Annotated in this window: 17 protein-coding genes; 10 read left to right on the top strand and 7 right to left on the bottom strand. The window is 73.7% G+C overall.

Annotated features, from left to right (window positions below; genetic code table 11):
- Positions 1 to 62 precede the first annotated feature (62 nt).
- The 3 genes from ABD990_RS01195 (at position 63) to ABD990_RS01190 (ending at position 2,634) form a co-directional block, all read left to right on the top strand.
- Positions 63 to 359 carry a hypothetical protein gene (locus tag ABD990_RS01195; protein WP_345377731.1) on the top strand — a complete coding sequence of 99 codons (297 nt, stop codon included), beginning with the start codon at positions 63 to 65 and terminating at the stop codon, positions 357 to 359.
- Positions 274 to 1,122, top strand: a complete 849-nt coding sequence (locus ABD990_RS34265; RefSeq protein WP_425569339.1) for a helix-turn-helix domain-containing protein — start codon at positions 274 to 276, stop codon at positions 1,120 to 1,122. The genes ABD990_RS01195 and ABD990_RS34265 overlap by 86 nt, the downstream gene beginning before the upstream one ends.
- A 573-nt stretch (positions 1,123 to 1,695) precedes the next feature.
- Positions 1,696 to 2,634, top strand: coding sequence for a hypothetical protein (locus tag ABD990_RS01190; protein ID WP_345377730.1), 939 nt, complete (start codon positions 1,696 to 1,698; stop codon positions 2,632 to 2,634).
- Positions 2,635 to 3,003: 369 nt separating this feature from the next.
- Here ABD990_RS01190 and ABD990_RS01185 read toward each other — a convergent pair whose 3' ends face one another.
- From ABD990_RS01185 to ABD990_RS01170, 4 genes are all read right to left on the bottom strand, one after another.
- Complete coding sequence (locus ABD990_RS01185) at positions 3,004 to 3,606, bottom strand: hypothetical protein (protein WP_345377729.1); 603 nt, start codon at positions 3,604 to 3,606, stop codon at positions 3,004 to 3,006.
- Between the two features lie 459 nt (positions 3,607 to 4,065).
- Entirely contained in the window at positions 4,066 to 4,434 is a 369-nt protein-coding gene (locus ABD990_RS01180) for a hypothetical protein (RefSeq protein WP_345377728.1), read from the bottom strand.
- 123 nt (positions 4,435 to 4,557) lie between these two features.
- A complete protein-coding gene (locus tag ABD990_RS01175; protein ID WP_345377727.1) occupies positions 4,558 to 4,878 on the bottom strand; it encodes a hypothetical protein in 321 nt (106 codons plus the stop codon).
- A gap of 222 nt (positions 4,879 to 5,100) precedes the next feature.
- The gene (locus ABD990_RS01170) at positions 5,101 to 5,418 is read right to left on the bottom strand and encodes a hypothetical protein (protein ID WP_345377726.1); all 318 of its coding nucleotides are present in this window, start codon (positions 5,416 to 5,418) and stop codon (positions 5,101 to 5,103) included.
- A 472-nt stretch (positions 5,419 to 5,890) separates the two neighbouring features.
- Between ABD990_RS01170 and ABD990_RS01165 the strand changes: the two genes are divergently transcribed.
- The 6 genes from ABD990_RS01165 to mnmA all read left to right on the top strand — a co-directional run bounded on the left by ABD990_RS01165 (position 5,891) and on the right by mnmA (position 11,872).
- Positions 5,891 to 6,676: an electron transfer flavoprotein subunit beta/FixA family protein gene (locus ABD990_RS01165; protein WP_345377725.1), complete on the top strand. Its 786-nt coding sequence runs from the start codon at positions 5,891 to 5,893 to the stop codon at positions 6,674 to 6,676.
- Between the two features lie 39 nt (positions 6,677 to 6,715).
- Entirely contained in the window at positions 6,716 to 7,663 is a 948-nt protein-coding gene (locus ABD990_RS01160; protein ID WP_345377724.1) for an electron transfer flavoprotein subunit alpha/FixB family protein, read from the top strand.
- Between the two features lie 189 nt (positions 7,664 to 7,852).
- Complete coding sequence (locus tag ABD990_RS01155; RefSeq protein ID WP_345377723.1) at positions 7,853 to 8,614, top strand: GNAT family N-acetyltransferase; 762 nt, start codon at positions 7,853 to 7,855, stop codon at positions 8,612 to 8,614.
- Positions 8,611 to 9,441, top strand: coding sequence for a lysophospholipid acyltransferase family protein (locus ABD990_RS01150; protein WP_345377722.1), 831 nt, complete (start codon positions 8,611 to 8,613; stop codon positions 9,439 to 9,441). The genes ABD990_RS01155 and ABD990_RS01150 overlap by 4 nt, the downstream gene beginning before the upstream one ends.
- A gap of 118 nt (positions 9,442 to 9,559) precedes the next feature.
- The gene (locus ABD990_RS01145) at positions 9,560 to 10,771 is read left to right on the top strand and encodes a cysteine desulfurase family protein (RefSeq protein ID WP_425569350.1); all 1,212 of its coding nucleotides are present in this window, start codon (positions 9,560 to 9,562) and stop codon (positions 10,769 to 10,771) included.
- A 24-nt stretch (positions 10,772 to 10,795) separates the two neighbouring features.
- Positions 10,796 to 11,872: a tRNA 2-thiouridine(34) synthase MnmA gene (gene mnmA / locus ABD990_RS01140; RefSeq protein WP_345377720.1), complete on the top strand. Its 1,077-nt coding sequence runs from the start codon at positions 10,796 to 10,798 to the stop codon at positions 11,870 to 11,872.
- A 23-nt stretch (positions 11,873 to 11,895) separates the two neighbouring features.
- On the opposite strand, the gene ABD990_RS01135 is transcribed toward mnmA, so the two are convergent.
- Positions 11,896 to 12,684: a hypothetical protein gene (locus tag ABD990_RS01135; protein WP_345377719.1), complete on the bottom strand. Its 789-nt coding sequence runs from the start codon at positions 12,682 to 12,684 to the stop codon at positions 11,896 to 11,898.
- A 359-nt stretch (positions 12,685 to 13,043) separates the two neighbouring features.
- On the opposite strand from ABD990_RS01135, the gene ABD990_RS01130 reads away from it, so the two are divergent.
- A complete protein-coding gene (locus ABD990_RS01130; protein ID WP_345378003.1) occupies positions 13,044 to 14,129 on the top strand; it encodes a uroporphyrinogen decarboxylase/cobalamine-independent methonine synthase family protein in 1,086 nt (361 codons plus the stop codon).
- A gap of 78 nt (positions 14,130 to 14,207) precedes the next feature.
- Here ABD990_RS01130 and ABD990_RS01125 read toward each other — a convergent pair whose 3' ends face one another.
- Together ABD990_RS01125 and ABD990_RS01120 are read right to left on the bottom strand one after the other, a co-directional pair.
- Positions 14,208 to 15,572: an MFS transporter gene (locus ABD990_RS01125; protein ID WP_345377718.1), complete on the bottom strand. Its 1,365-nt coding sequence runs from the start codon at positions 15,570 to 15,572 to the stop codon at positions 14,208 to 14,210.
- Positions 15,573 to 15,683: 111 nt separating this feature from the next.
- Positions 15,684 to 16,307: a TetR/AcrR family transcriptional regulator gene (locus ABD990_RS01120; protein WP_345377717.1), complete on the bottom strand. Its 624-nt coding sequence runs from the start codon at positions 16,305 to 16,307 to the stop codon at positions 15,684 to 15,686.
- Position 16,308: the final 1 nt, after the last annotated feature.

Raw genomic sequence — 16,308 nt, 5'->3', positions numbered from 1 at the left:
AGGCCGCCGTCCCCCTCGCCCAGGTGACCGGCGGCCTCGTCCTAACAGCCAAGGACCCACGAATGTCCTCTGAAACCGGTATGCCTCACGACTACGGCCACCACGACGTAACCTTCGGCCGGGTCCACGGCGAGCCCGCCGCGCTCGTCTTGCCGGCCATTCCGGAGTCAGCCTCGGCGAGCCGCGAGGACCTTGCACGGCGTCGGATCTCGGCCATGACAGGCCGGTGCCCGTGCGGCGCGGCGCTGCGCCTACCGAACCGGGCCGAGCGGCGTGCGGCCGTGCGCGCCGGGCAAGTCTTGTCCGTCGCGATCGAGCACGAGGACGACTGTCCCGCGATCGCCGAGGCACTCCGGTGACGTTCTTCGACGCCGGCCTCGTCGTCCGCCGCCTCGGCGAGCTGCACCCGGACCTGAGCAGCACCGCCCGGCATGTGTTCGCGGCGATGGCGGCACCGGTCGGGACGACGAGGACCCGACGTGCTTCGTGTCGCAGGAGCACTTGGCCGAGTGGACCGGATCCAGCGACCGCACAGTCCGGCGCGCCCTCGTCGAACTGGAGGACGTCGGAGCAATCGCGCGCAACGGATGGGCCGGTCCTCGGCTACGCACCACCGTGAAGTGGCGCCTACCCCTGCTCATCCGCCTGCGGGCCCTGCCGCGCTCGTCGGACAAAATGACGGACAACGAGGGCCCGGCCAATATGGCCGACAATCCTTCTGACTCGCAGCGACCCCAAGGGAGCGTAGAGAGAGGAAGATCAGGCTCCGCGGCTTCCGCTATGCCCTCCGCTGGGGCTTCGGGCTCCGCTGGCGCTGCGCCTTCGACGGGTCAAGGTCCGAGGGCAGCACTCAAGGCCGAGATTGCCGAGGGGCTCGGGGTGCTCGCCGGACAGGGCCGAGGCGTGGATGGACCGCAAGTCGCCGGGGCCACCGGACACGTCCGCAACGAGGCAGCGTTCCTGCGCCGGTGCCTCGAACGGGAACTCGAGCAGGCCGAGGCCGCGAGACCGTCTGAGAGCGGCGCCAAGGCCGAACACGGTGCCCGAGGACCCGAACGCTCGGCGAAGGGCTCCGCGGCGAAGCCAACGGCGGAAAGCGCCGGCGGGCCGCGGCGCGTCTGACCGAGGACCAGCGCAACGCCGCGGCGGCCCGAATCGTCAGTGGCACCGCAACGGCCGCCGAGATCGCCGACGAGACCGGCAAGGACATCGGGTATGTCCGGGGCTGGACCGAGGGTCTTAAGCGCGCTGTGATCAGGCGGGCGGTCAACAGCAGCGAGGACGTCGCGGTCGTCGCCAGGGATCTCGGCATCCCCGTCGAGATCGCCCGGGACTGGGCCGAGCAAACCCGCGCGGAACGGGCCCGCTACGCCGAGATCGACCGTCAGAAGACGGGCCCAGGCCGAGGCCAAGCGCCGAGCCGAGGAGGCCGAGGCCAAGCGCAAGGCCCAGGAGGCCGAGCGCGCCCGGCAGGCCGAGGAGGCGAAGCGCCCGGCGTGGGCGCCGTGGTTAGCCGAGGAGGCCAAGCCCCAGGCCGAGGAGGCCGGGCCCGCCCGGCAGGCCGGGGCCGAGCGTCCGCCGTGGTTCGCACCGGCCGCATGACCCCACGCGCACCCCCCGGAAAGGGTGCGTGATCGCGGACAGGCCGCTCGCTGACCCAGTCCATGAAGATCAAAACAAGGAGAGATCACGACTATGACGATCGAGAAGACCGACCGCTCGCCGCGGACACTGATGGAGCTCACGGCCGAGGGCATGGAACGCGTCACGGACGGCCTGGCGCACGTCGCCGAGCAGCAGGGTGCCACGCCTCAGTTCGCCCGTACGCTCGCCGAGGCGTGGCGGAAGGGGCCGCACGACCTGACCGTGCAGATCACCGTGGACAAGACGCGTGGCGGCCGGCCAGACACCCGCTCGACGCGTGTCCTGGTGGACGCCAGAGCCGAGGGCAGCCAGGTGCCGTACCGCGTGGCCGAGGCCCGGGTGCGTGACCTGGTGGACGAGGACGGCAAGCCGATCGATGCGATGCACGGGCCACCGCACGGGATCTCCTCGTCCAGCTCAAGGGCGCACCCGATGACCTGTCCGGGCTGCTCGGCCGCGACTCGACTCGACGGGGGCGTGACCGTGGCCTATGACCGCGAACACGGCCGGCGCTACGGGCACTTCCACCGCAAGGAACGGGCGCGTCGGGTGCCGATCGTGGCGCGGGGACAGACTCCGTGCGCACGGTGCGGCGAGCTGATCACGGCGAGTGGCACCTCGACCACCTGCCTGCGGGGGGCACGGCTCCGTCTCACGCCGCGTGCAACATCGCCGAGCCCGGGGTCCGCGGTGCGGCCAAGATCATGCAGGACCGGGCACGGGGACAGGGGCGAGGACGGCCGATGCAGCGCGGACAGGGCCTCGGCCAGGGACGTGACCCGAACCCGCCCGTGGCCTGTCGCAACTCCGAGGACCATGACCTCTACTGGCGGGCCGGCGCGCCGTACTCGCAACGACCGGGCCCGCATCAGATCGTGTGCGGTCTCGGTAGCAGCCATGGACCGTACTGCTGGACGCGGCCGCCGCTGGCGGGCAGCGGGGTTCAGTCGTGATCGGAGGAGAGAACGGGCCCGATTCTTCCTGACGTGACCTGGCCCACACACCTGGGCCCTCGTCGTGAATACATACACGATTGAAGGCCAATTCTTCCCAGCGGGATGACCTCCTTGATCCGGGCCTATGTCGAGTTCTTCACCCCGCAAGTTTTCGCAGTTCAGGGACGGGTGAAGCGCAGTAATCCGTCCCCCTATGACCTCATAGGCAAGTCGCCGGTGCGGCGAGGGCGTGAGCCTCGGGTCCGGGTGTGGAGAAGGGCCGGCGCTGCGCTCCCCGCGGGGACGCCGGGCGGGATGGCAGCAGGGCAGGCACGTCCCCGGGTCAACGGCGACCTGGGGGCGTCGCCGTTGCTGGACACCGGGTCCGCCGGCTCAGCGCTGATGCTCGCGCCGCAAGCTCCGCTCAGCGCCTGCCCATGTGCTCCGGATACCAGCGAGTGATCTTGAAGGCCCCCACCAGGACCACGATCGGCAGGACCCAGTTCGTCCAGTCGCTGGTCGAAGGCACCCGCACCGCGATGTAGCCGAGGAGCGCGGTGGCGAGGAAGGCAAGCGCCCAGACCAGCGTCAACACCCGGTTCGCGTGCTTGAACTCGGGAGTCGACCACACCTGCTTGGGCGTGGACTCCCGTGCGTACTGCTCGGTGAACGGCACGAACGCCAGCGACGTCAGTGCGACCAGTCCAAGCAGGCCGCTGGAGATCGTGGTGGAGTATGTGTCGAGCACGTCGCGATCCTGCGCGCCGAGCACCGCTCCGGCGATCGCGAGCCCGACGAAGAACACGATCGTGACTACGTCCAGCAGCTTCACCCGGCGGTGCCGAGCGGACGGGACCGCCAAGATGATCGCGGCGACCGCCGCGCCGATCGCGCCGTACTCCCAGGTACTTGGGCTGTTGGCAACCACCCAGAAGATGATCCAGGGCAGAAAGCCGCCGACCGGGTTCTGCGCGACGCGTTCCACGAGCGACGGCTGGCGAAGGGTGTCCTTGACGCGCTGGTCCATGTGAGCCTCCCCTTCTTCGGCAAGGACCCGCGGCTGAGTCGCCGGGCGACGTCACCAAGGGAACGGAGTGAAGCGCTCCGATACGCAGCTGTCGATCCAGCGACCGGGTGACGACGATATCGAGCCGGGCAGTCGTGGCGGCGTTCCCGGAAACCACCGATGCCGACCGGTCGACCGGTCGCCTACCGAGCGGAGGACCCGCTCAGCGCGCCCCGAGCGCGCCCGAGCACGTCCAGGCCACGCCGGAGCTGGTGGAGAGCCGAGACATGCAGTCCCTGGCGTCCGGCGCCCACGCCGGCCCCGATGCAGGCCTCACGCCAGGCATCGGCGATCCGGCTACGGTGTCGGCCTCGGCCCACTCAGCGGCGCGGCGGGCCCGATGACGGCCGAGCAGGGAACGGGCCGGAGCCCCCACGCCAGAGATCGACGCGGGGGCTCCGTGGTGATGGGGGGCGAGGCTCACGCCGCGGCCGCCTTGCCGGTCGCAACCTCGATCCCGTCCGCACGCATCGAGATCGCCACACGGTTGGTGCCCTGCTGGACGTAGGGGACGGCGACGAGGTTGACGAACTGGACCGGGCGGAACTTCTCCACGGCCGGCTCGTCGTAGCTGGCCACCTTGACGCCCACGACCTCGGCCCGGTCCGCGTCCGGGTCGTCCACCAGGACGTCCAGGGTCCACATCGGGACGCCGTCGTCGTTCATCTCCTGCCGGTCCGGGACCCGGCGACGGGACCCGTCGGTGAGTTCGGCGTAGACCGCGCGGGCGACGGCCTTGCCGGTGGCGAGGAACTGAACGCGGGAGGTGTCGACAGGGATTGCGCGCATGGTGATCTCCAGGTGTGAGGGTGTGCGTGATCGGCCCGCCAGGCAGGCGGACAGCAGGGAGCGGCACAGGACGGCCGCAGAGGGGGCGAGGCCGCGCCTACCGAAGGCGGGCAGCCGCGAGGGTTAGACGGACTGCGGCGCGGTCAGATCGCCGATCTCGTCCGGGAACCGGTCATCGATCGATCCGAGCGCGCGCAGGTAGGCGCTCAGCGCCAACTTCAGGGCGGACTCGTGCATGATCGCGCGCTGTTCGAGATCGAACGGGACCTCGTCCGGGTAGAGGGCCGGCGCGGCCTCCACGATGGCCTGAGCGAGGTCCAGGCCGTCGTGGAGGATCGTCAGCAGGAGCTGCGCGAGCGGGAGCGGGAGTTGCTCAACCGCTGCGACGAGGGCGCGATGCGCGCGTGCGTGATCCTGAACAGGGGTGCTCGGTACGGTGTTCATCGGGCCGGACCTTCTTTCCGGTCAGGTCCCCGGGGCCGGTGTCGCTAGCACCGCCCGGGGGCGCTTCTCGTGGTCGTCGTTTGCCACGAGAACTGACCGCACAACGCTCCGCGCTGACCTCAGGTGATCGACTGTCGGACAGCGTTCACCTGATGCGGAACCAGTAGTTCTCCTCCGCGATCCCGGGCACGGTCCGCTCGCCGGTCAGCGGGAGCGAGGTGCTCACCGGGCGGTCCGGGGGTCCGGGCCCGGGTCGTTCGAGACGGTGACGATCCCGCCGACCGACTCCGTCAGCCAGGCCAGCAGCGTGTGGTCGTCGAGCGTCAGGGGGACCTCGGGGCCGCCCCAGCCGAGCCGGGTCACGGGGCGGTGGGCCAACGCGTCGTCGAGCAGGAGGGCGAGGCCGTCCGTCAGGAGGACCGTGACGCCCTCGTGCGTGACCTCGCGGGTGCCCTCCTCGCGGTCGCCCGCGGCCAGGTCGGAGCCGGTCCGCACGACGTACCCCTGACCCGTGCGGTCGTCGAAGCCCGTCACCAGCACGCGCACAACCCCCGTCCGCCGGCGCGGGCGCCCGGCACCGGGATCCTAGGGGCGGGCGGCCCCTTCCGGAGGCCGGCACCGGTCGTGCCCCGACGCGGGGAAGGTCACTCCGCGTGCACCGAACCCGCGCTGGTGAGGGGGCTGGTGAGCAGGCTCACCCCGGGCGTCGTTTGCTGTTCGGATACCGCACGGTAACAATCGGGCCCAGGTCAGACGGCATGCCGCGGCCCCCGCGAGTCCCGATCCCCGGGATCCCGGCGGGCGGCGCGGGGCCGGCGGACCGGTGGTCCGGGCGGTGTCGTGCCGGCCGCGGACGGGGCCGGAGAACCCGGCGTCACCCGCCCGCGTCGAGACGGCGCGCGTCGTCGGGATCGGCGCTAGGTTCGCACGCACGTTTTGGCAGGCGAGTAGCCGTGGGATCCCCCGCAGGAGCGGAGGAGCCGCGCAACCGGCAGGAGGTCGAAGAGGTCCGATGAACATCGTCGTGCTGGTCAAGCAGGTGCCGGACACCTACTCCGAGCGGAAACTGTCCTCGGGCGACCACACCCTGGACCGGGACGCCACGGACGCGGTGCTGGACGAGATCGACGAGCGTGCGGTGGAGTCCGCGCTGCAGCTCAAGGAGGCCCACGACGGGTCCGAGGTGACCGTCGTGGCCATGGGTCCGGACCGGGCCACGGACGCGATTCGCAAGGCCCTGAGCATGGGTGCGGACAAGGCCGTGCACCTCTCGGACGAGGCGCTGCACGGCTCGTGCGCGATCCAGACCACCAAGGCGCTGGCCAAGGTGATCGGCACCCTCGGGGAGGTGGACCTGGTCCTGGCCGGCAACGAGGCCTCGGACGGCCGCATCGGCGCCGTTCCGGCCATGGTCGCCGACGTGCTCGGCCTGCCGTCGCTGACCCACGCGCGCGAGCTGACCGTGGAGGGGTCGACGGTGACGGTGCGCCGGGAGACCGACGACGGGGTCACGGTGCTCTCGGCGGAGCTGCCCGCGGTGGTCTCGGTGAACGAGAAGATCAACGAGCCGCGGTACCCGTCGTTCAAGGGGATCATGGCGGCGAAGAAGAAGCCGGTCACCACGCTGACCCTGGCCGACGCCGGGATCGACGCGTCCGAGGTCGGGCTGGCCAACGCCACCTCGACGGTGACCTCCTCGCAGCCCAAGCCGCCGAAGTCCGGGGGCGAGAAGGTCGAGGACGAGGGCGACGGCGGCGCGAAGATCGCCGCGTTCCTGGTCGGCCAGAAGCTCATCTGATCCACCCCGACAGAGACTTTCGAGAAGAGGCAAAGAGGCATGGCTGAGGTTCTGGTCCTCGTCGACCATCTCGACGGGGAGATCAAGAAGAGCACGTTCGAGCTGCTGACCGCGGCCCGTGCGCTGGGTGAGCCGTCCGCGGTGGTGGTCGGGCCGGCCGGGAGCGCCGGGAAGCTGTCCGAGGGGCTCAAGGCGCACGGCGCGGCGAAGATCTACGTCGCGGAGACCGACTCGTCGGACTTCCTCACCCCGCAGGTGTCGGTGCTGGCCTCGCTGGTCGAGTCCAAGGACCCGGCCGCGGTGCTGATCGGCGTCTCGGCGGACGGCAAGGAGATCGCCGGCCGGCTGGCCATCAAGACCGACTCGGCGCTGCTCGGTGACGTGGTCGGGGTGGCCCCGGAGGGGGCGACGCACTCGGTGTTCGGTGGGGCGTTCATCGCCGAGGCCAAGGCCAACACCAGCCACCCGGTGATCACGCTGCGCCCGGGCTCGGTCGAGGTCGAGCAGGCCGACGGCGCGGGTGCGGAGGAGACCGTCGAGGTCCCCGCCGCCTCCGGGCGGTCCGCCACCGTGCAGTCCCGGGAGCCGGTCACCGTGGGCGACCGCCCAGAGCTGACCGAGGCCTCGGTGATCGTGTCCGGCGGCCGCGGTGTCGGGTCGGCCGAGCAGTTCACCGTGGTCGAGGGCCTGGCCGACTCGCTCGGTGCGGCCGTGGGTGCCTCGCGTGCCGCGGTCGACTCCGGCTTCTACCCGCACCAGTTCCAGGTCGGGCAGACCGGCAAGACCGTGTCCCCGCAGCTGTACATCGCGTTGGGCATCTCCGGGGCGATCCAGCACCGGGCCGGCATGCAGACCTCGAAGACGATCATCGCGGTCAACAAGGACCCCGAGGCCCCGATCTTCGAGATCGCCGACTTCGGCGTGGTGGGCGACCTGTTCAAGGTCGCTCCCCAGCTCCAGGAGGAGATCACCAAGCGCAAGAACTGACCTGCGCAGAGGTCCCGCACAGGTTTCGCGGCCCCGCCCCCGTCACTCCGGGGGCGGGGCCGCCGCCGTTCCGGGTCCGGCACCGCCCGCCGATCGGCACGTTCGTCCGGCGTCGAGGTTCACCCGGGCTTCACACGCGGGACGCCGACGATCACGTGCCCGTTCGGACCCGGCCGATACCAAGCACGCGTGACCTCTTCCCAGGTTCTCGTCCGGACGCCCGACGCGGCGGCCACGCGCTACTCGCTGCTGCTCACCACCGACCCCGAGGACGTCGCGGCCGCCCAGCGGCTCCGGCACCGGGTGTTCGCCGGCGAGCTCGGTGCGCGGCTCGACTCCCTGCGGCCCGGCCTCGACGCCGACCGTTTCGACGAGTTCTGCGATCACCTCGTGGTGCGCGAGGACGCGACCGGCGAGGTCGTCGGCACCTACCGCATGCTGCCGCCGCGCCGGGCGCGCGCCGCGGGCGGCCTCTACTCGGAGGGCGAGTTCGACCTCGCCGCGCTCGACCCGATCCGCTCCCAGCTGGTCGAGACCGGGCGGTCCTGCGTGCACCCGGGGCACCGGGCGGGTGCGGTCGTCGGGCTGGTGTGGGCCGGCATCGCCCGGTACATGCTGCTCACCGGCAACCGTTGGCTCACGGGCTGCGCGAGCGTCCCTCTGGCCGACGGCGGCGCGCTGGCCGCCGGGGTCCGCGACACGGTCTTCGCCTCGCACCTCTCGCCGGCCGAGTACCGCGTGACGCCGCACCGGCCGTGGGACGCCGAGGCCGCCACCCGGCACCGCCGCACCGCGCTCCCGCCGCTGCTGCGCGGCTACCTGCGGCTCGGCGCGTGGGTGTGCGGCGAGCCGGCCCACGATCCTGCCTTCGGGTGCGCCGACTTCCTCGTCCTCCTCGGTCTCGACCACGCCGACCGGCGCTACCTCCGCTTCTTCCTGGGCGAGCAGTGAGCGAGCGGACGGCGCGCCGCACCACACCGACCCGGACCCTCCACCCCACCCACCCCGGCCTCCCGCCCGTCGCCGATCGACCGGCGTGGGCGCCCTGCTCCCCCTGCGGCCCCGACTGCCTGCCCGCCACCGGCCCGCGCGCCGCCCTCCGCGTCGCACTCCGGCTCACCGCGCTCCTGGCACTCCTGCTCGTCGCCCTGCCGGTCCTGCTCGTCGGCCCGAGTCCGCGGCTGTTCCGGGGCGTGCTGCGCGCCGCGGGCGTCCGGCTCCGCGTCGACGGCACCACGTACGGCGCGGGCGGCGTCCTCGTCGTCGCCAACCACCTCTCCTGGATCGACGTCGTCGCCCTCGGCGCCGTCGCCCCGGTCCGGATGATCGCCAAGCACGAGGTGGCGGAGTGGCCGTTGATCGGCGCGATCGCGCGGCGCACGGGTGCGCTCTTCGTCGACCGCGGGGGTCTGCGCGGGCTCCCGCGGGTCGTCGCCGGCACCGCCGAGGCCCTCCGCGCCGGCGCGACCGTCGGCGTCTTCCCCGAGGGCACGACCTGGTGCGGTTCGGCGTCGGGTCCCTTCCGCCGGGCCCCGTTCCAGGCCGCGCTCGACGCCGGGCGCCCGGTCCGCCCGGTCCGCATCGAGCTCACGCTGCCGGACGGCCGGCCCACCACCGCGGGCGCGTTCGTCGGCGACGAGACCCTCTGGGACTCGCTGCTGCGGGTGCTCCGGCTCGAGCGCCTCGACTGCACGCTCACGCTGCTGCCCCTACTGGCTCCGGAGGGCGACCGGCGCACCCTGGCCGCTCGCGCGGAGCGGGCCGTCGGCGCGGCCTAGGACCCCGGGCCGGACGGTCGCACGGCGGTCCGGCGTCTACCCTGAACACGATGAACGACCAGGAGATCGCGCCCACCAGGGGAGCCCGACGCCGAGCGGGGTCCCGGCCGTGACGTACCTGGACCACGCGGCCACCACCCCGATGGTGCCCGAGGCCGTCGCCGTGATGGCGGAGGCCATGGCGCGCACGGGCAACGCGTCGTCGTTGCACTCCGCGGGGCGCCGCGCCCGGCGGGAGGTCGAGGAGTCCCGCGAGGGCATCGCCGCGGCGGTGGGCGCCCGGCCGTCCGAGGTCGTCTTCACCACCGGCGGCACCGAGAGCGACAACCTGGCGGTCAAGGGCATCTACTGGGCCCGCCGCGCCGCGGACCCCCGCCGCACCCGGGTCCTGGTCTCGGCGATCGAGCACCACGCCGTCCTCGAGTCGGCGGAGTGGCTGGTCGAGCACGAGGGCGCCGAGCTCGTCCTGCTCCCGGTCGACGCCGCCGGACGCGTCCGCCCCGAGGTGCTGCGCGCCGCGATCGAGCAGGCCCCCGAGGCGACCGCGGTGGTCTCGGTGATGTGGGCGAACAACGAGGTCGGCACGGTCAACCCGATCCGCGCGCTCGCCGCCGTCGCGCACGAGTACGGCGTGCCGATGCACACGGACGCGGTGCAGGCCGTCGGGATCCTGCCCATCGACTTCGGCGCCAGCGGCGTCGACGCGCTCAGCCTGACCGGGCACAAGCTCGGCGGTCCGTACGGCGCCGGCGCCCTGCTGCTCGGCCGCGAGGTCGCCGTGGCGCCGCTGCTGCACGGCGGCGGCCAGGAGCGGGACGTCCGCTCCGGCACCCTGGACACCCCCGCGGTCCTCGGCCTGGCCACCGCGGTGCAGAAGGCCGTGGCGGACGCCTCGCGCCGCGCGGCCGTGCTCACCGGCCTGCGGGACGAGCTGGTCGCCCGGATCCGTGCGATCGTCCCCGACGCCACGCTCAACGGCGACCCGGGGACGGGCGTGATCGACGGCGGCCCCTCCCGCCTGCCCGGCAACGCGCACCTCAGCTTCCCCGGCTGCGAGGGCGACAGCCTGCTGATGCTGCTGGACGCGCACGGCATCGAGTGCTCCACCGGCTCCGCGTGCACCTCCGGCGTGGCCCAGCCCAGCCACGTGCTGCTGGCGATGGGCGCGAGCGAGGCCGTCGCGCGCGGGTCGCTGCGGTTCTCGATGGGCCACACCACCACCGAGGCGGACGTCGCCGCGGTCGTGGACGTCATCGGTCCCGTCGTCGAGCGGGCCCGGCGGGCCGGTACGGGCGGCACGCGCCGGCGGGAAGCCGCCGGCAGCTCATGAGGGTGCTCGTCCGATGAGGGTCCGATGAGGGTTCTGGCGGCCCTGTCCGGCGGCGTCGACTCGTCCGTCGCGGCGGCGCGGGCGGTCGCGGCCGGCCACGAGGTCGTCGGCGTCCACCTGGCGCTCTCCCGCACCCGGGACGCGCTGCGCTCCGGCTCCCGCGGCTGCTGCTCGCGAGAGGACGCCGCCGACGCCGCGCGGGTCGCGGACGTGCTCGGCATCCCGTACTACGTCTGGGACCTGTCCGCGGAGTTCGCCGAGGACGTCGTCGAGGACTTCGTCGCGAGCTACGCCGCCGGCGAGACGCCGAACCCCTGCCTGCGCTGCAACGAGAAGATCAAGTTCGCGGCGGTGCTGGACCGGGCGCTCGCGCTGGGCTTCGACGCCGTCTGCACCGGCCACTACGCGCGCCTCGAGGGTGGCGTCCTGCGGAGGGCCGCCGACGCCGGCAAGGACCAGTCCTATGTCCTCGCGGTGCTGCGCGCCGACCAGCTCGCGCACGCGATGTTCCCGGTCGGCGACACCGGGAAGCCCGCGATCCGCGAGGAGGCCGCGCGGCTCGGCCTGCGCACCGCGGCCAAGCCGGACAGCCACGACATCTGCTTCATCCCCGACGGCGACACCCGCGGCTTCCTGCGCGACCGCCTCGGCGACCGGCCCGGCGAGATCGTCGACGCGGTCACCGGCGAGGTCCTCGGCGCCCACGCGGGCGTGCACGGCTTCACCGTCGGCCAGCGCAAGGGCCTCGGCGTCGACCGCCCCGCCGCCGACGGGCGGCCCCGCTACGTGCTCGGGATCGAGCCGGTCAACGGCACCGTGACGGTCGGCCCGGGCTCCGCGCTGGCCGTCGGCACCGTCGAGGCCCGGCGTCCCGTGTGGTGCTCGGGCACCGCGCCCGGCGGCCCCTTCGCGTGCACGGTCCAGGTCCGCGCACACGGCGGTATCGCGCCGGCCAGGGTCACCCCGCTCGACGACGGCGTGCGGGTCGCCCTGGCCGAGCCGCTGCGCGGGGTCGCGCCCGGCCAGGCCGTCGCCTTCTACCGGCCGGACCCGGCCGGCGACGTCGTGCTCGGCTCGGCGACCATCACCGCCACCGCGTAGGTCGCGGCGGGTCGCGGCCTGCGTCAGGCCACGGCGACCGGGGCGACCATCCCGAGGGTCAGGTGCGGCGGCGTGTCGCCCCCGCCGAGCGGGCAGAGGAAGAAGTACCGCCCCGGGGCCAGGTCGACCAGCATCCCGCCCTGTTCCCGCGGTCCCGCGCTCGCGGCCCCCGGCACGAGGTCGAGCTGCTGGGCCAGCTGGTCCGCCGGCGTGGCGAGGAGCTGCTGCACCGACATCGCCTGGTCCTTCGGCCGCGCGATCAGCACCGCGTGGGCCAGGCCCGCGGCCGAGTCGTTCACCAGTCGGACCGCCGCCGGGCCGGCCGGCAGCGTGGCCGGGACGCCGTCGAGGCGGTAGTCCACGGCCGTCACCAGTACCTGGCGGTATCCGCAGTTGTCGTAGGCCCACGCCTCGTACTCGGTCACGCTCTGCGCGACGACCGGCGCGTCCGACGCGGCCGCCGTCCCCGTCTCCGCCGCGGACCGCACCACGCGCTGCAGCGCGGTGAGCGTCGGCTGCAGCTCGGCCGGCGCCGTCGCGAGGGCGGAGTCCAGCAGCGGCAGCACCTGGCCGGCCCAGGCCCGCACCGCGGCCGGGTCCGGCGCCGACGGATCGCCGGCCGGCGGCGGGACGGCGTCGATCTTCAGCAGGTTCGTGCAGGTGGGATCGGCCGGGGCGGGCGCGGGCACCTCCGCCGCGCCGGCGGCCGGGGTCCCGCCCGCCGCGCAGCCGACCGGCCCGACGAGCGCGGCGACCGCGGCCGCCGTGCCCAGCAGCCGCGCCGTCCACCCGGTGCCCGTGTGTCCGCCCATGAGATCCCCCCGCTCGTCGGCCCACTCCTGCCGGAGCGAGGATGGGGCCGGCGCGCCCGGTCCGGGAGGGCCTGAGGACCCGCGTCCCCGGGCGGGTCGCGGCCCCCGCGGGGCGGGTCGGCGGCTCCCGCGATGCGGGGCGCGGCGACCCGGGCCCGGCGCGGCACGCGACCGGCCGCAGTGTGAGACTCGAACCCGTGAGCACGCCCGACGACCCGCTGGCCGCCCTCCTCGCCGCCGCCGGCCTGGGCGAGGAGAAGTCCGAACCTGCGGACGACCCGCTGGCCGCCGCCCTCGCGGCGGCCGGCCTCGGTGACGTCACGCCGGGGGAGACCGTCGCCCCCGAGCCGCGCATCCAGGTGAGCGCGGCCCCCGAGGAGCCCGAGGACGAGGGTCCCACCGAACGGTGGCCCGCGGGTGCGGCGAGCGGAGTGGGCTCGCTACCCGGAACCGATCCGCGCGAGGCCGCCGAGACCGTCGCCGGGGAGCTGCCGCTGCTCCCGCACCTGCCCGAGCTGCCGGCCCGCGGTGTCGGCGCGGACCCCGTCGGCCGGGCCGCGGGGCTGCTCGTCGACCTGGCGGTGGAGGTGGTGCCGACGGCGTGGCGGGTCACCGCGCGGCCGGGCAAGGACCACCGCCGGGCCGTCGACCTGCTGCGCTCGGACCTCGACGCCCTCGACGAGGCCTGCGACCGCGCCCGGCCGGAGTGGGTGAAGGTGCAGGTCGTGGGGCCGTGGACGCTCGTGGCGTCCGTCGAGCTGGCGAGCGGGCACCGGGTGCTGACCGACCACGGGGCCGTCCGGGAGTTCGCGGTGAGCCTGACCGAGGGCCTGCGCGCGCACGTCGCCGAGGTGGCCGCGCGGACCGGGGCGCACGTGGTCGTCCAGCTTGACGAGCCGCGGCTCGCGGCGGTGCTGGCCGGCTCGCTGCCCACGGCGTCGGGCTACGGCACCGTGCGCGCGGTGCCCGAGCCGGAGGCCCAGGACACGCTGCGGGACATGATCTCCGCGCTGCGGGTGCCGGTGACGGTGCGGGTGCCCGGCGACCGCCCGCCGCTGCGGCTGCTGCGCGAGGTCGGGGTGGCCGGGCTCGCGATCGACGCCACCCGGCCGTCGATCTCCGGGGACACCGCCGTGCCCGCGGCGCTCGACGCCGTCGGCGAGGTGTGGGACGCCGGCCTGCCGCTCTTCCTCGGCCTGGTCCCGGTCCGCGATCCGGGCCGGCCGCTGGAGACCGCGACCCTGGCCCGCAGCGCCTTCGACCTGGCCGACCGGCTCGGCTTCGACCGGGCCCGGCTGGCCGAGCTCGCCGTCCCCACCCCCGCCGGCGGTCTGGCCCGCGCGACCCCGGACTGGGCGCGCCGGGCCATGGAGCTCAGCCGGGACCTCGGCAGGGCGTTCACCGACCCCGACGAGCTCCCGGACTCCGAGCAGACCGGCCGCTGATCCCCCGCAGACCACGGATGAGCGAACGGCGCTCTCGCTCACATCTAGTGAGCGAGAGCGCCGTTCGTGCAGCAGGGGTCAGGAGACGGGCGCGGCCACCGGCGCGTCGGAGGTCTCGTAGAGGTCCCGGCGGAACCGCTCCTTGATCGTCGCGACGGCGACGAAGGTGACCGCCGCACCCGCGATGATGTAGAGCGACACCGACCACGAGGCCCCGGTCGCCGCCAGCAGCGCCGCCATGATGAACGGCGCGAGCCCGCCGGCGAACACCGATGCGAACTGGTAGCCGAGCGAGGCGCCGGAGTACCGGACGTCGGCCGGGAACATCTCCGCGTACAGCGTGGCCTGCGGGCCGTACATCGTGGCGTGGATCGTGAAGCCGATCAGCAGGGCCAGGAAGACCAGCGGCACGGAGCCCGTGTCGATCATCCAGAACATCGGGAAGGCGAACAGCGCCATCAGCACGGCGCCGGTCAGGTACAGCTTCTTGCGGGTGCCCATGCGGTCGGTCAGCGCGCCGAAGAAGGGCATCGTGACGACCTGGGTCAGCCCGGCGGCCATCACGCACCACAGGATGGACGTGCGGGACATGCCGACGGTCTTGGTCGCGTAGTCCAGCATGCCGCTGATCAGGATGTAGAAGGTCGCGTTGACCACGAAGAACGCGCCGGCGGCCTGCAGGATCTCCCGCCAGTAGCGGCGGACCGCCTCGACCAGCGGCGCCTTGCGCAGCCCGGCCTCGCGCCTCGACTCCGCCGAGCGGTGCTGCAGCTCGCGGAACACCGGGGTGTCCTCGATCTTGAGCTGCACGTAGATCCCGATCAGCACCAGCAGCAGGCCGGAGAGGAACGGGACCCGCCAGCCCCAGGCGTCGAACTGCTCCGGGGTGAGCACGGCGGTGAGGATCAGGAAGAAGACATTGCCGGCCACGGCGCCGAAGATCGCGCCCGTCTGCACCAGGCTGCCGTAGAAGCCGCGGCGCTCCACCGGCGCGTGCTCGGTGAGCAGCAGGGCGGCACCGCCCCACTGTGCGCCGACGCCCAGGCCCTGCACCAGCCGCGCGACGACGAGCAGGATCGGCGCCCAGACGCCGATGGTCGCGTAGCCCGGCAGCACACCGATCGCGGTGGTCGCGACGCCCATCACCAGCATCGCGACGACGAGCGGGGGCTTGCGGCCGAACCGGTCGCCCACGTGCCCGGCGATGATCCCGCCCAGCGGCCGTGCCACGAACCCGACCGCGAAGGTCGCGAACGAGGCGAGTGTGCCGGCGACCGGGCTCACCGAGGGGAAGAACTGGTGGCCGAGCACGAGCGCCGCGGCCGTCGCGTAGATCAGGAAGTCGAACCACTCGAGCGTGGTCGCGAAGACCGCGGCCGCGGCGAGCCTTCCCATGCGCGGAGGAGCGGTGTGCTCCGTCCGGTCCTGCTTGTCGGGGGACATGTCGGCAACCTCCGCCACGGTGCGGGTGCGTCGCCCGCGGGACTGCGGGCGTCGGTACGAACGATCGTTCTTACCGTAGCCCGGGCGTCCTCAGTCGACAAGGGGAGGGGTTCAGGCGCGGGGCAGCGGGGCTTCGAGCAGGGCCAGCGCGTACCGGGCGTGCTGCTCGGCGAGCTGCCCGCGGGAGAGCCGGCCGTCCGGCCGGTACCAGGTGGCGACGGCGTTGACCATCGACAGGACGGCCCGCGCGGCGTCGGCGGCGTGCGGCGTGCGGAACTCCCCACCGGCCACGCCCTGCTCGACGATGTCGGCGAAGATCGCCTGCGTACGGTCGCGGTCGGCCACCAGCCGGGACCGGTCCTCGCCCTGCAGGTACCGCACCTCCGCGGTCGAGACCAGCATCGCGAGCTGCTGGTCCACCACGAACCCGACATAGGCGCGCACCGCCTCGCGCATGCGGGAGGCGGCGTCGTCGCCCGCGTCGGCGACCGCGCGCCGCACCCGGGCCTCGAGCTCGGCGTTGGCCCGCCGGAGCACCTCGGCGAGCAGGTGCGACTTCGAGGGGAAGTAGTTGTAGAGGTTCGACAGGCTGGTGCCGGCCCCCTTCGCGACCTCGCGCATCGAGGCGCCGTTGAACCCCTGCGCGCCGAACGCGGCCAGTGCGGCGTTGAGGATCGCGGCCTCGTTCCCGCGCCCCGTGTCGGCGACCAGGAGCGCCGGGGAACGATCGTTCATG

The sequence above is a fragment of the Pseudonocardia yuanmonensis genome (genome assembly GCF_039542425.1).
GTDB classification, from domain to species: Bacteria; Actinomycetota; Actinomycetes; order Mycobacteriales; family Pseudonocardiaceae; genus Pseudonocardia; species Pseudonocardia yuanmonensis.
Note: the sequence above shows the minus strand (reverse complement) of the source record. Positions and strands in the feature narration are given on the sequence as shown.

Bases quoted from the DNA above. Each gene is read 5' to 3' on its own strand.
- ABD990_RS01135 (WP_345377719.1), bottom strand. From the start codon at position 12,684: ATGGGCGGACACACGGGCACCGGGTGGACGGCGCGGCTGCTGGGCACG.
- ABD990_RS01175 (WP_345377727.1), bottom strand. From the start codon at position 4,878: ATGAACACCGTACCGAGCACCCCTGTTCAGGATCACGCACGCGCGCAT.
- ABD990_RS01195 (WP_345377731.1), top strand. From the start codon at position 63: ATGTCCTCTGAAACCGGTATGCCTCACGACTACGGCCACCACGACGTA.
- ABD990_RS01180 (WP_345377728.1), bottom strand. From the start codon at position 4,434: ATGCGCGCAATCCCTGTCGACACCTCCCGCGTTCAGTTCCTCGCCACC.
- ABD990_RS01165 (WP_345377725.1), top strand. From the start codon at position 5,891: ATGAACATCGTCGTGCTGGTCAAGCAGGTGCCGGACACCTACTCCGAG.
- ABD990_RS01160 (WP_345377724.1), top strand. From the start codon at position 6,716: ATGGCTGAGGTTCTGGTCCTCGTCGACCATCTCGACGGGGAGATCAAG.
- ABD990_RS01190 (WP_345377730.1), top strand. From the start codon at position 1,696: ATGACGATCGAGAAGACCGACCGCTCGCCGCGGACACTGATGGAGCTC.
- ABD990_RS01185 (WP_345377729.1), bottom strand. From the start codon at position 3,606: ATGGACCAGCGCGTCAAGGACACCCTTCGCCAGCCGTCGCTCGTGGAA.
- mnmA (WP_345377720.1), top strand. From the start codon at position 10,796: ATGAGGGTTCTGGCGGCCCTGTCCGGCGGCGTCGACTCGTCCGTCGCG.
- ABD990_RS01120 (WP_345377717.1), bottom strand. From the start codon at position 16,307: ATGAACGATCGTTCCCCGGCGCTCCTGGTCGCCGACACGGGGCGCGGG.
- ABD990_RS01125 (WP_345377718.1), bottom strand. From the start codon at position 15,572: ATGTCCCCCGACAAGCAGGACCGGACGGAGCACACCGCTCCTCCGCGC.